Below are 12186 nucleotides of genomic sequence, written 5' to 3'. Positions count from 1 at the left end.
GGAAATCATATGGCTGATATGAGATTAGGTGTAGTAGAAACCCGTTTTGCTGATTTGATATGGGAAAATGAACCCATAGCTTCTGGCGAATTAGTAAAACTCTGTGAACAAAAACTGAGCTGGAAAAAGTCAACCACATATACAATTTTGCGAAGGTTGTGTGAACGAGGTATTTTCTTGAACCACAAAGGCACGGTCACATCGCTGATATCCAAAGACGAGTTTAATGCTATGCAGAGCGAAAAGTTTGTTGAGGACACATTTGAGGGATCTCTGCCAAAGTTTTTGGCTGCCTTTTCTACGAGGAAAAAGTTATCCGATGACGAAATCAATCAACTGCAAAAGTTTATAGATGAAATGAGGTGATCGTATGCCATTATATACCGTTTTTTCTGCTGTACTCAATATGTCCATTACTGCAAGCATTGCCATTATTGTTGTATTGCTTGCAAGAATTATTTTGAAGCACGCACCAAAAATTTTTTCCTATGCACTTTGGGCAGTTGTGCTGTTCCGTCTGCTTTGTCCGGTATCACTGACATCGCAATTCTCCCTGATGGGCCTCTTTCCAGCACTAACCACAGAAGCAGGCAGCGTTGAGTATGTGTCTTTGAATGAACTCCATACGGAAAGGCCAGCAATTACGGTTGATATCCCTGCTTCCGATCTGAATCAAACGACGGACAACCGTGCTGAAGTAATGACAGCAGGTTCTATTGACGTTCTGGTATCTATTGCAAGCATTGTTTGGATTTGCGGCGTCGCGGCAATGTTGCTGTTTCATCTTCTCCAATTGATACGACTCCGCCGCAAATTGACCGGCGCTATCCCTTTGAAAGATAATATTTACCTTGCGGATTATATTCCCACGCCCTTTGTGATGGGCCTAATCCACCCGAAAATCTATTTGCCTTCTGCCATGTCCGAAGCCGAACAATCCTATATCATCCAACACGAAAAGCATCACATTCGCAGATGCGACCATATGATAAAGCTGCTTGCTTTTGCGGCAATGTGTATCCACTGGTTCAATCCGTTTGTTTGGCTGGCCTTTGCGCTGTCCAGCAAAGATATGGAAATGTCCTGCGACGAGGCGGTAATGAAGCAGATGGGCAGAGATATTCGGGCGGACTATTCCTCCTCTTTGCTGCAATTCTCCACCGGAAAAAGAGTGATCGTTGGCGCGCCTCTTGCCTTTGGAGAGGGCGATACTAAGGAAAGGATCGTGAATATTATGAGGTATAAGAAGCCGACACTGATGATAGTAGTATCGGCGGTTATTGTATGCGTTGTATTGACGGCCTGCCTGTCCTCGAATCCCCAACGCCTCTCGGCTATGGGAGCTTTGAAGGAAGAAGATATCGGAAAAACACTGAGTGAATTAAAAAACGAGCATCCTGAAGGCGAATTTGTGGTAAGTTTTGATGGATTCCCAGACAGTGCTGCTATATGTTTTGGGGAACCGGGGGCGGAATATCTTTACTACTTCTTTGGAACACAGAGCGGTGATGCTGAAAAGGCCATGAACGAATGTGAAGACCAGTTAACATGCGCTGGTTTTGTCACCACCGCAAATATACTTTTTCCAGACATGGAAGATGAAATGTCTTTTGAAGATTTCTTCTCCTTGATCGGTGTCGACGATTATGAGTACTTATCAGGAGAAGATGTAATAACTGGAGAAGGCTGGTTAAGATTCACGTATCATGGTATGGAAGTGATGGTGAATACGAACGAAACTACTCCTAGCGGCGGATGGGATATCACAGGAGAAGAAATCGTGAAAAGTAATGCTCCGGTGTCTATCGTAGACACAGAAATATTAAATACCAATCAAGACTTAGCTGATGCGGTGATGTTCGATTGAGCTGTGTCACGAGAACACATTGTGTATTTATTTTTTGAGAGATTGGAACTGTTCTGCCATCTGTGTACTGCGCTCAATACAAAACAAAAAACCCGTTTCCATAAGGAAACGGGTTTTTTGTTTCACTCTTATCGAGTTGGTGGAGATAAGCGGGATCGAACCGCTGACCTCTTGAATGCCATTCAAGCGCTCTCCCAGCTGAGCTATACCCCCAGATCGGTTCATCTCGTGACCGACGAGGGTTATTATACTAGGCTCGACTGTATTTGTCAATCATTTTTTTGCGCTTTTTTGAAATTTCTTTTAGGAGCTTATTTACCGTGCTTCTCCTTCAGATATTTGTCCATGGCTTCGGCAGCCTTCTTACCAGCGCCCATGGCCAGAATAACGGTAGCAGCACCGGTCACGGCGTCACCGCCGGCATACACGCCCTCACGGGTAGTAGCCATGGTCTCCTCGTCAGCGATCAGGCAGCCCTTCTTATTGGTGTCCAGACCGGGTGTGGTAGAACGGATCAGCGGATTGGGGCTGGTGCCCAGACTCATGATGACGGCGTCCACCTCCAGCTCAAACTCGCTGCCGGGTACCTCGATGGGGCGGCGGCGGCCGCTGGCGTCAGGCTCGCCCAGTTCCATCTTGATGCACTCCATGGCGCGAACGCGGCCCTTGTCGTCACCCAGGATCTTTACCGGATTGTTCAGGAACAGGAACTCAATGCCCTCCTCCTTGGCATGGTGGATCTCCTCCCGGCGGGCAGGCATCTCCTCCTCGCCGCGGCGGTACATTACATACACGTGCTCGGCGCCCATACGCATGGCACAGCGAGCGGCATCCATGGCCACGTTGCCGCCGCCAACGATGGCGGCTTTCTTGATCTTCTTGATGGGCGTGTCGTATGTATTCAGGTAGGCCTTCATCAGGTTGATACGGGTCAGGTACTCGTTGGCGGAGTACACACCGGCCAGAGTCTCGCCGGGGATACCCATGAACATGGGCAGGCCGGCACCGGAGCCCACGAACACAGCCTCGTAGCCTTCCTCAAACATCTCGTCGATGGTGTAGGTCTTGCCTACCACCATATCGGTCTCCAGATCCACTCCCATGGCGGTGAGCTTTTTCACCTCGTTGGCCACGATGGCCTTGGGCAGACGGAACTCGGGGATACCGTACACCAGCACACCGCCGGCGGTATGGAAAGCCTCAAACATAGTCACCTGATAGCCCTGCTTGGCCAGGTCGCTGGCGCAGGTCAGGCTGGCAGGACCGGAGCCCACTACGGCAACCTTGATGCCGTTGCTCTCAGGCTTCGCAGGCATCTCATTGATGTTCTCCCGGTACCAGTCGGCCACAAAACGCTCCAGACGGCCGATAGCCACAGGCTCGCCCTTGATGCCACGGACACAGTACTTCTCGCACTGGCTCTCCTGGGGGCACACTCGGCCGCTGACGCCGGGCAGGGCGTTGGTGTCGGAAATGATCTCATAGGCGGCCTTGAAGTCGCCCTCGGCCACCTTGGCGATGAACTCCGGGATATGGATATTCACCGGGCAGCCGGAAACACAGGGCTTGTTCTTACAGTTGAGGCAGCGAGTGGCTTCCTCCATGGCCTGCTCCTTGGTGTAGCCCAGGCAGACCTCCTCAAAGTTGCGGCTGCGTACCTTCGCGTCCTGCTCAGGCACGGGCACTTTGGTCATACTCATATTCGGCATCCTTCTCGCCCCCCTCTCAACGAATCATGTCGTGAGCCATCTGCTCCATACGGCAGGCATGGCGCTCTTTTTCCTCAGCCTCTTCCCCGCGATACACGGTGTTGCGGCTCATCAGCTCATCAAAGTCCACCTCATGGCCGTCAAAGTCGGGACCGTCCACGCAGGCAAACTTCATCTTGCCGCCCACGGTGACCCGGCAACCGCCGCACATGCCGGTGCCGTCGATCATAATGGGGTTGAGGGAAACGATGGTCTTAATGCCGTAAGGCTTGGTCACAGCAGAGACAAACTTCATCATGATGATGGGGCCGATGGCGATGACCGCATCATACTGATTGCCAGCTTCGATCAGGCTCTTCAGCTTATCGGTAACAAAGCCCTTCTCACCATAAGTACCGTCATCGGTGGTGAGATACAGATTGTCGCAGGCCGCCTTGAACTCGTCTTCCAGAATCACAATATCCTTGGAGCGGAAACCGGCGATAACGTCCACCGCGATTCCCTGGGCATGAAGGCTCTTGGCCTGGGGATAGGCAATGGCGCAGCCCACGCCACCGCCTACCACGCACACCCGCTTGGTGCCTTCGGGCAGCTCGGTGGCCAGACCCAGAGGACCCACGAAGTCCCGGATGGTATCACCCTCGTTCAGGTCCGCCAGCAGTTCAGTGGTCAGGCCCACCTTCTGGAAGATGATGGTGACCGTCCCCTTCTCCCGATCATAGTCGGCAATGGTCAGAGGAATGCGCTCCCCGTGCTCATCCACCCGCAGGATAATAAACTGCCCTGCCTGAGCCTTCTTGGCGATCAAAGGCGCCTCTACTTCCAGCAGAGTCACACTGGGGTTGAGGACCTTCTTTCGTACGATTTTTACCATGTTCCCCACCTCTCAAAAAATACGGTTACCTAAATTTTAATTAGATTACCACAATTATTTTTAGAATACCACCCATTGTTCCACTTGTCAATGGCATCCAAGGTCCTTTTTCAGATTATATACTAATCAGTCCATTTTTGTCCAAAAGACACGCAGTGCAAAATATCCATCCTCCAGATCTGCGGTAACCCGGCAGCCCATTCGGTCGACAAGCGCCTTTACAATAGCCAATCCCAAGCCGGTATTGCGGCCGGTACGCATCTTGTCCGAGGTAAAAAAGCGATCGAACACATGGGGAACATCCTCTTGCGTCAGGTCAGTGGTCTCATTGCGGAACAAACTGACCACCTGTTCCCCTTCCCGGTACAGCCGTACCTCCATCCTGCCGCATCCATGCTCCAAGGCGTTGCGGATCAGATTAGTGAAGACCCGGAGCACCGCCCCCTCGTCAGCCAGCACTGGCGGCAGACCCTCCTCCAGCTCTACCGTCATATCAAAGCCCTTTTCCATAAAATCATTGTAGAAGGCTGCCAGCAGGCCGGACAGGCTGGCGTGGAGGTTGACCGGCACCCGTTCCAGGGGATATTCGCCGCCCTCCAGCCGAGAGAGCTCATAGAAGCTGGTAATCAGGCTCTGAAGCGCTTTGGAGCGGTTTTCAATGACCGCCAGATACTCCCGCCGCTCTTCTTCCGGCAGAGCGGGGTCTTCCAGCAGCTGAAGGTATCCTAATATGGAGGTGAGCGGAGTACGAAGGTCGTGAGAGATGTTGGAAATCTGCTGGCGCAGGGACTTTTCCCGCTCGCGCCAGACAGCCTGATCCATGCGCCGGGCCTCCAAAAGCGCGTTGACCTCCTGGAGCAGTTCCTCTGCTGCCCCGTTGGGCACCGCCAGCCGTACCCGCGCGGAGCTGCCCGTCTGCTCCAGCTCCTTCAACTGCTTTGCCGCACTCCGCAGTGCCCGGCGCTGAGCCCACACCCACCAGCCCAGAAGTCCGCAGGCCACCGCCAGCAGGATACACAGGATCACCATTTCTCACGCCCCCTTGAATAGACCAAGGGCGCGCCCGGAATCCGGGCGCGCCTTTTTGTATTTATCGAATATCCCGCCGGAAAAACCAAAGCGATCCTACGGCAGTGCTGGCTGCCCCCCAGCCCAAACCGATCCCCCAGCACCAGAGCTGGTACTTCCAGGTGAGCCAGCCGGACAAATAGGGCGGCATCAACAGCGTATACGGCATCAGGATCGCCTGAAGCAACGGCGAAACCCGTCCCCCAGTAAACAGAGAAGACAATGCCGCCAGAATGGGCTGACCTACAAAAAAGACCAGATAATAGGCCGTCATCCAAACGGCGGTTCCTGGGAATGCCACTGCCATGGCGTGGCACAGGGCAAGCATCCCACACCATATCGGCAGGGCACCCAGCAGGCAGAAGCCCAGTACCCCAAGCGATACGTGCTCCTGCTCCAAATTATCGTGAGGCAGCAGCGGAAAACAGATAGCTAGGAGTCCGGCCACCAAAATGACGCACAAAGCCATACCTAGCAGCAAGCCAGCCAACAGCTTACCGTTGTAAATTCTTCCCCTATTCAGGCCAAAGGAGATCTCATTTTTCAGGGTTTCACCCTTGTTCCCATCCACTACTTGGACCAGCAGGGGCACCACCAGCATCCCCGTCAGCATTGTCACACTGACTGCGCCCACCAATTCCGCATAGTTGGCACTGTTCATCAAAAATCCAAACAGTGCAGTACACAGGACCAGGAAAATGGTCATGCCCCAGGTAATCCGGTGGTGCAGGGCCTTCCACAACTCGGCCTTGATGTAGTTGAGCACGCCTGCTTCCCTCCCGGCAGTTCGATCCGTTCAGCGGATCTCCTTTTTCTGAAATGCCACCAGTCCCACCACGATGGACAGGACCAACAGGACGATGCCCACCAGCCAGCACAGGCCCACGTAGTCCATGCGGAAGGCCACATTAGGCAGCTTTTCCAACATAACCGTAGGCATCAGCTGACGCACCCTCTCAAACACCGGATGGAACAGCAGTCCCAGAGCCTGGAGGATACCCGGCACTACGCCCAGCAGACCCACGCTGACAAAGGCGGCCAATGTGGTGTTGCGTACTATGAAATAACAAGCCATGGTGATCCCCTGAGCTGCCAGCCACAGGGGAAAAGCGCCCAGTAGGCTGTACCCGATGAGGGTCAGCGCTGCGGCATCCGTATCCCCATGAGGAAGCAGCGCCCAGCAGCCGGCTACATACAGCACCACCATCACTACAGCGGCCAGGATGGACACCAGAGCGGAGACTGCCAGCTTGCCCAGGTAGATCCGCACCCGGGGCAGGCCGTAGGCCACCTCGTTTTTCATGGTGTTCTGCTTATACTGTTCGGAAAAAACCATGTCACAGGTGAGGATGGTCGCATATACACCGATGCTCAACATGGCAGCCACCAGCGTGGAGGCGGAATAGAAGTTCATACCCTCATTGCCCCAGGAGCTGGTGAGCCAGCAGCCCCACAGCAGCACCCCTTCCAGGGCCAGAACAACGATCAGGGTGAGGTAGAGGTACTTTCTCCGAAAAACCTTATAGCACTCGGCAGCCAGATAGTTACGCATGGCGGACACCTCCGATCATGGACAGGAAGTAGTCCTCCAGATTGGCCCCACGGCTCTCGATAGATAGCAGAGCAGCGCCGCCCTCCACCAAAACGCGGGACACCTGCTGGGGCTGATCCAGGCAGCTGTACAGCCGGACAATGTTGCCGGGCAGCACCTCGTAATCCCGGACACCCAGCGTCTTCTCCAAAATCAGGGACGCCTGGGAGACATCGTCCACCTGTACTTCGATACAGGCCCGACACTTCTCCTGCAGGGCCTGGGCACTGATCTGCTCCAGCATTACACCGTTGTCAATGAAGCCGTAGCAGGTGGCCAGATTGGCCAGCTCAGGCAGGATGTGGCTGGAAATAAGGATGGTGGTCTGCTGCTCCTGGTTCAGGCGGAGCAGCAGGTTGCGAAACTCCACGATGCCCTCCGGGTCCAAGCCGCTGATGGGCTCGTCCAGCAGCAGGAAATCAGGCCGATTCATCAGTGCCAGGGCCAGGCCCATCCGCTGCTTCATGCCCAGGGAAAAGTTCTTAAACGTCTTCTTCCCTGTGTCCGCCAGGTCTACCTCCTCCAGCACCTGGTCCACCACCCGGCTGCCGGGGATGCCCCGCTGGATGCGGTAGTACTCTAAATTCTGCCGGGCTGTAAGATAAGGGTAAAAGCTGGGCGTCTCCACCATCACTCCTGTGCGGGCACGCATGGCGGCAAGCTCATGTCCGCTGGTGGCGCCGAACAGGTTCAGCTCCCCGCCGGAGGGGATGGTCTGTCCCGTCACCATGCGGATCAGGGTGGTCTTGCCCGCTCCGTTGCGGCCCACCAGGCCGTAGATCTGGCCCTTCTCCACCGTCAGGTCCACCCGGTCCACCACCGGCCGGTTCCCATATCGCTTGGTGAGCCCGTGGGTCACCAATACTTCTTGTGTCATACGGCATCAGCCTTTCTCTTGGATTGTGATGCCAGTATAGCGGCAAGTCAATAATCAGCCTTTAAGCAAAGGTGAAGAAAGTCTTAATCACACATCTTGAAGCCAATACCCCACACCGTTTTGATGTACTCGGTAGGGCTGGCTTTAGCCAGTTTGGAGCGCAGGTTGGAAATATGGACGTTCACCGTGTTGTCGTCCCCCATATAGGTTCCATCCCACACCTGCTGGTAGAGCTGCTCCCGGGTAAACACCTTCTTGGGGTGCTCCATCAGCAGAGTCAGGATATGGAACTCCCGGGCAGTGACCGCCACCGGCTTGCCTGCCGCCGTCACCGTCACGCTCTCCTTATCCAGCACCAGATCTCCGTGGGTAAGCACACTGCCACCCACCGTGCCGGAGAACTGGTGGTATCGGCGCAGCTGGGCCTCCACCCGGGCCAGCACCTCAGCGTTGTCAAAGGGTTTGGGGATAAAATCATCGGCACCCAGTTTAAGCACATTCACTCGGTCTTCCAGGCCGGTCTTGGCGGAGAGGACGATGATAGGCATGGTCTTGCGCTGGCGCAGCTGGGTAATAAGTTCCTCACCAGTCAGGCCGGGCAGCATCAGGTCCAACAGGATCAGGTCGTAGTCGTACTGGCCCGTCCACAGAGCCGCTTCGCTGCCGGAATAGGCCGGGCGGCAGTCATAGCCGGCACCAGTCAGCACCCGGCACAGCAGCTTGTTGATGTCCGGATCGTCCTCCACCACTAAAATATGATAGGTCTCCATCTTTATTTTCCTCCTGAAAGGACGCCTATTTGACCCGCAGACGCTTGGCCAGCTCCGGGTCCGGATCCACCACGGCGGTCTGGTAGGTGGTATAGATCACCATGCCGGGCCGGGCCCCGGCGGGCTTCTTTACATATTTCACCGGGGTGTAGTCCACCGGCACTCGGGTGCTCTCCCTGGCCTGGGAGAAGGTAGCTGCCAGCACCGCCGCCTCTGTAAGGCTCTGGGCGTCGGCCTCGCCCCCCTCCAGCCACAGAATCACGTGGGAGCCGTGGATCTTCTGGGTATGGAGCCAGATATCGCTCTTATACGCCATCTTGGTGGTAAGCTGGTCATTCTGGCTGTTGTTCTTGCCCACGGTGATCCGCAGACCGGTGCTGGATCGGAACTCCATGGGCTTGCCTGCCACCCGCTTTTCCCGCTTGGCGGCAGTCTTGGCCCGGCGGAGGTAACCGGTATCAGTGAGTTCCTGGCGGATCTCCCCCAGGTCCCGCTCCCCTTCCGCCAGTTCCAGGTTCTCCAGCACACTGTTCAGATATTCCAATTCCTTTTCACCCTTCTCGATTTGAAGGGTTAGCATCTTTTCAGCCGTCTTGGCCTTGTTATAGTCCTTATAGTACTTTGCGGCGTTCTGCTGAGGCGTGAGAAGGGGATCCAGTTTGATTTCAATCTCCCGGCACTCCGGATCATAGAAGTTCATAGCCTTCAACACCGTCATGCCCTTCTCCATGGCATGCAGGTTGGAAGTGATGATATCGCCCTGCTCCCGCAGCTTCTCCCGGTCTAAAGTGGCCACCAGTTCCTTCTCCTGATTGGCCAGCTTGCGGGCAGTCCGATCCCGGGCGTTGGTCACCGTCTTCACCAGATCCTGGCCCCGCTGCTTGACCCGCTCCGCCGCTTCCCGGCGCTCATAAAAACCGTCCAGCATGGCGGAAAAGCTCTCCTGCCGGATGCTCTCTGTCTCAGGACCATATTGTAGGATAGGCAGGAAGGAAAAGTCTACCGCTTTGCCCTCCCGTACCAGCAGACATGGTGTAAAGTTATTTTCATTTACATCATTTCGTAGTTTGAGCAACGCTCCGCACAGGCCCTCAGCCCCTCCGGCCCGGAAGGCAATCTCCCGGGCAATCAGGGGAGAAAGGCCGGTAAATGTGTCCATCAGCAGCTTTTCCGGCTCTTTCTGAGTGGGATTTTCGAGAGCCGCCAGCAGCTGCTCCTCATTTAGTGTAAACGGGTTTAACTTGTCAGGTGCCGGAGGCTGGCGGTAAAACAGGCCGGGCAGTACCTGCCGCTGTCCCCGGGAAATATCCCCGTCGATGCGGCGGATACAGTCGATGATACGTCCCTCTCCATCCAGCAGGATCAGGTTGGCACTGCGGCCCATGGCCTCCAATACCAAGCGGCGCTCTACCCGGTCTCCCAACTCGTCAATGGTCTCCAGCTTAAAGTCCAGGATACGCTCCAGAGGGGGCTGGTTCAGCTCCAGAATTCGACCTCCCAGCAGATGTTTGCGCAGCAGCATGCAGAACATGGGGGGCTTGTCCGGGTTCTCCCGGGTCAGGGTGGTAAGATGGGCCCGGGGATGGCCGGGGTTAGCGGAGAGGAGCAGGCGCACGTTCTCCCCCTGACCCCGCAGAAAGAGCACTACCTCATCCCGGGTGGGCTGGTAGATCTTGTCGATCTTGGCACCCTCCAGAACAGGGCGAAGCTCCTCCGCCACGGCGGTGAGGCACAAAGCGTCTAACGGCATGCTTCATCCTCCTCCATCATCACGGCAAAAAGCTGGTTGAGCCGGTCTGTACGTCCCTGAAGCCACAGCCAGCCGAACAGAGCCTCCAAACCGGTGGCAGCCTGATAGTCCGCCCGGGTGGCGTTTTGCGGCACGCTGTGGGGGCTGGTATTGCGGCCCCGGCGGAAGACGTCCCCCTCCGCCTCGTCCAGCAGGGGCAGGATCTTCTCTACCGCCCGGGCCTGGGCAGGGGCGGCCACATAGCGCACAGTGGCACGATGGAGGCCCTTGGAGGTAGCTTTGCCGTGGAGACACAGCCAGGAGCGCACCATCAGCTCAAATACACCGTCGCCGAGATGGGCCAGCCCCAGACTGCTGATGCCCTGGATGGTATCAGGCTGGGCATTCAAATGAAAATAGTCGATCATAATGATTCCTCATATCTTTTGTACTTGATGCCATGCAAGTATACCGCAAACGGCAGGAAAAAACAACTATTCCAGCCGGGGACAGCCGCCTGGCCGGAATGGAAAAACCACATAGGGGACACCGTCCAGTTCCCTGATCTGGGCAAAACAAAAAAGCGGCGTCAAAGGGAACGGCCGGTCAGTCCGAAATTTTCTGGCAAGTAAAAAGCCTTGCTCGTCCTTGCAAAACAAAGCCTCTCCCCCCTCCCACGCTCGGGCCAGCAGAGGCTCCCCCATCAGACGGGCCGGCTCGGCTATCCGGCTCCAGCCCGCAGGCAGAGACGGCTTCTCACGCTCCCGCCTCACTGCATAGGCCAGTACCGCTTCCCCACCGGTGGGCGGCCAGGCCCCCTGCCGCTCCAGCTCGGCAATACTCATGGTACGGGACAACCGCAGTGTGCCCTGCTCGGGCACGAAGGTACCCAGTAGTACTTTGCCACCAGGACCGGCAAGCCATCCTTTATAAAGCCCATTTTTATCGTCAGGCAATTCGCCTTTACATTCCGCGCGCCCCTGGGAATCCCGGACGGTCAGCCACCCCCGGCCGCCCTCCAGTGAAAACCGCCGTTCCATGCCGCCGCCCCCCTTTCTCTCACCTTCATGTTATGCGGACAGGATGGACGGAAATGCACAAAGAGGGCGCACGGATCTCGTGCGCCCTCAAGATTATTTGATGGTATAGCTCCCACGCACCATAATGGTCACCGAGGTTGAGGCCTTCACTCCCCGTCCCTCTATGGTACCAAGATAAAGATGATTGGCTTTCAGGGCTCCACCGTTTGCCAGTGTGGTCCCATCGGTCATATCCACCAGGCCGGGAGATGAATCGGAGACACAGGTGGCAGTACCGCTGCGAAGCAGAAACTCACAGGCCGCTCCACCGGTCAGGGTCTGCCCCGCATTGAGGGTAACCACCTCATAAACAGCGCTGCCGGTACCCGTCTGTCCGCCGGTGCTTGTCCCACCGGAAGCGGCCAGTTTGTCCTCTACCTCTTTCACATAGCTCTCCGTCACGGTCTCCAGCTTTTTCTCCAGCTCGGTCTGCTTTGCGGCTACCTTACTGTCTACCTGGGACAGGATGGAGGGAGTTACCTGCTTCTCCAGGTAGCTCAGGGTGATCAGCGGGTCAGATTGGCTGCCCTGCTGACCGGCAGCCACCGCCACCCCCACCAGGGCCAGAGTCACCAAGCCGCCGGAAATCAGTCGGACGGGCAACGCTTTTTTCTTCATATGT

At 55.9% G+C, this 12186-nt stretch carries 13 protein-coding genes and 1 tRNA gene; 2 read left to right on the top strand and 12 right to left on the bottom strand.

Translation table 11 applies throughout. From position 1 onward, the window contains the following. The first annotated feature begins 9 nt into the window (after nucleotides 1-9). Both ACTNB1_RS01615 and ACTNB1_RS01610 read left to right on the top strand, forming a co-directional pair. Complete coding sequence (locus ACTNB1_RS01615) at nucleotides 10-366, top strand: BlaI/MecI/CopY family transcriptional regulator (RefSeq protein ID WP_441167529.1); 357 nt, start codon at nucleotides 10-12, stop codon at nucleotides 364-366. Between the two features lie 4 nt (nucleotides 367-370). Next, nucleotides 371-1867 carry a M56 family metallopeptidase gene (locus ACTNB1_RS01610; RefSeq protein WP_441167528.1) on the top strand — a complete coding sequence of 499 codons (1497 nt, stop codon included), beginning with the start codon at nucleotides 371-373 and terminating at the stop codon, nucleotides 1865-1867. 137 nt (nucleotides 1868-2004) lie between these two features. On the opposite strand, the gene ACTNB1_RS01605 is transcribed toward ACTNB1_RS01610, so the two are convergent. The 12 genes from ACTNB1_RS01605 to ACTNB1_RS01550 all read right to left on the bottom strand — a co-directional run bounded on the left by ACTNB1_RS01605 (nucleotide 2005) and on the right by ACTNB1_RS01550 (nucleotide 12182). Continuing rightward, nucleotides 2005-2080, bottom strand: a tRNA-Ala gene (locus ACTNB1_RS01605). A gap of 98 nt (nucleotides 2081-2178) precedes the next feature. After that, entirely contained in the window at nucleotides 2179-3576 is a 1398-nt protein-coding gene (gene gltA / locus ACTNB1_RS01600; RefSeq protein ID WP_441167527.1) for an NADPH-dependent glutamate synthase, read from the bottom strand. 16 nt (nucleotides 3577-3592) lie between these two features. Continuing rightward, nucleotides 3593-4450, bottom strand: coding sequence for a sulfide/dihydroorotate dehydrogenase-like FAD/NAD-binding protein (locus ACTNB1_RS01595; RefSeq protein ID WP_441167526.1), 858 nt, complete (start codon nucleotides 4448-4450; stop codon nucleotides 3593-3595). A 126-nt stretch (nucleotides 4451-4576) separates the two neighbouring features. Next, the gene (locus tag ACTNB1_RS01590) at nucleotides 4577-5479 is read right to left on the bottom strand and encodes a sensor histidine kinase (RefSeq protein WP_441167525.1); all 903 of its coding nucleotides are present in this window, start codon (nucleotides 5477-5479) and stop codon (nucleotides 4577-4579) included. Between the two features lie 61 nt (nucleotides 5480-5540). Further along, nucleotides 5541-6284: a hypothetical protein gene (locus ACTNB1_RS01585; RefSeq protein WP_441167524.1), complete on the bottom strand. Its 744-nt coding sequence runs from the start codon at nucleotides 6282-6284 to the stop codon at nucleotides 5541-5543. A gap of 30 nt (nucleotides 6285-6314) precedes the next feature. After that, nucleotides 6315-7070: an ABC transporter permease gene (locus tag ACTNB1_RS01580; protein WP_441167523.1), complete on the bottom strand. Its 756-nt coding sequence runs from the start codon at nucleotides 7068-7070 to the stop codon at nucleotides 6315-6317. Then, nucleotides 7063-7986 (bottom strand): ABC transporter ATP-binding protein, encoded by a 924-nt coding sequence (locus tag ACTNB1_RS01575; RefSeq protein ID WP_441167522.1) that lies wholly within the window; start codon nucleotides 7984-7986, stop codon nucleotides 7063-7065. The genes ACTNB1_RS01580 and ACTNB1_RS01575 overlap by 8 nt, the downstream gene beginning before the upstream one ends. Nucleotides 7987-8069: 83 nt before the next feature. Continuing rightward, nucleotides 8070-8756 carry a response regulator transcription factor gene (locus tag ACTNB1_RS01570; RefSeq protein ID WP_441167521.1) on the bottom strand — a complete coding sequence of 229 codons (687 nt, stop codon included), beginning with the start codon at nucleotides 8754-8756 and terminating at the stop codon, nucleotides 8070-8072. A gap of 25 nt (nucleotides 8757-8781) precedes the next feature. After that, on the bottom strand, nucleotides 8782-10506 hold the full coding sequence (locus tag ACTNB1_RS01565) for an Rqc2 family fibronectin-binding protein (protein ID WP_441167520.1): 1725 nt from the start codon (nucleotides 10504-10506) through the stop codon (nucleotides 8782-8784). Further along, entirely contained in the window at nucleotides 10497-10913 is a 417-nt protein-coding gene (locus tag ACTNB1_RS01560; RefSeq protein WP_441167519.1) for a Mini-ribonuclease 3, read from the bottom strand. Before ACTNB1_RS01560 ends, ACTNB1_RS01565 begins: the two co-directional genes overlap by 10 nt. 66 nt (nucleotides 10914-10979) lie before the next feature. After that, the gene (locus ACTNB1_RS01555; RefSeq protein ID WP_441167518.1) at nucleotides 10980-11525 is read right to left on the bottom strand and encodes a hypothetical protein; all 546 of its coding nucleotides are present in this window, start codon (nucleotides 11523-11525) and stop codon (nucleotides 10980-10982) included. 93 nt (nucleotides 11526-11618) lie between these two features. Continuing rightward, a complete protein-coding gene (locus ACTNB1_RS01550; protein WP_441167517.1) occupies nucleotides 11619-12182 on the bottom strand; it encodes a hypothetical protein in 564 nt (187 codons plus the stop codon). Nucleotides 12183-12186 lie beyond the last annotated feature (4 nt).

Source organism: Flavonifractor sp. HCP28S3_F3 (assembly GCF_052065355.1).
Classification (GTDB): Bacteria; Bacillota; Clostridia; order Oscillospirales; family Oscillospiraceae; genus Flavonifractor.
Note: the sequence above shows the minus strand (reverse complement) of the source record. Positions and strands in the feature narration are given on the sequence as shown.

What these genes read in the sequence shown, in the direction of transcription:
- ACTNB1_RS01615 (WP_441167529.1), top strand. Translation starts at nt 10, where the DNA reads ATGGCTGATATGAGATTAGGTGTAGTAGAAACCCGTTTTGCTGATTTG.
- ACTNB1_RS01550 (WP_441167517.1), bottom strand. Translation starts at nt 12,182, where the DNA reads ATGAAGAAAAAAGCGTTGCCCGTCCGACTGATTTCCGGCGGCTTGGTG.
- ACTNB1_RS01575 (WP_441167522.1), bottom strand. Translation starts at nt 7,986, where the DNA reads ATGACACAAGAAGTATTGGTGACCCACGGGCTCACCAAGCGATATGGG.
- ACTNB1_RS01555 (WP_441167518.1), bottom strand. Translation starts at nt 11,525, where the DNA reads ATGGAACGGCGGTTTTCACTGGAGGGCGGCCGGGGGTGGCTGACCGTC.
- ACTNB1_RS01610 (WP_441167528.1), top strand. Translation starts at nt 371, where the DNA reads ATGCCATTATATACCGTTTTTTCTGCTGTACTCAATATGTCCATTACT.
- ACTNB1_RS01565 (WP_441167520.1), bottom strand. Translation starts at nt 10,506, where the DNA reads ATGCCGTTAGACGCTTTGTGCCTCACCGCCGTGGCGGAGGAGCTTCGC.
- ACTNB1_RS01595 (WP_441167526.1), bottom strand. Translation starts at nt 4,450, where the DNA reads ATGGTAAAAATCGTACGAAAGAAGGTCCTCAACCCCAGTGTGACTCTG.
- ACTNB1_RS01570 (WP_441167521.1), bottom strand. Translation starts at nt 8,756, where the DNA reads ATGGAGACCTATCATATTTTAGTGGTGGAGGACGATCCGGACATCAAC.
- ACTNB1_RS01590 (WP_441167525.1), bottom strand. Translation starts at nt 5,479, where the DNA reads ATGGTGATCCTGTGTATCCTGCTGGCGGTGGCCTGCGGACTTCTGGGC.
- ACTNB1_RS01560 (WP_441167519.1), bottom strand. Translation starts at nt 10,913, where the DNA reads ATGATCGACTATTTTCATTTGAATGCCCAGCCTGATACCATCCAGGGC.
- ACTNB1_RS01580 (WP_441167523.1), bottom strand. Translation starts at nt 7,070, where the DNA reads ATGCGTAACTATCTGGCTGCCGAGTGCTATAAGGTTTTTCGGAGAAAG.
- gltA (WP_441167527.1), bottom strand. Translation starts at nt 3,576, where the DNA reads ATGCCGAATATGAGTATGACCAAAGTGCCCGTGCCTGAGCAGGACGCG.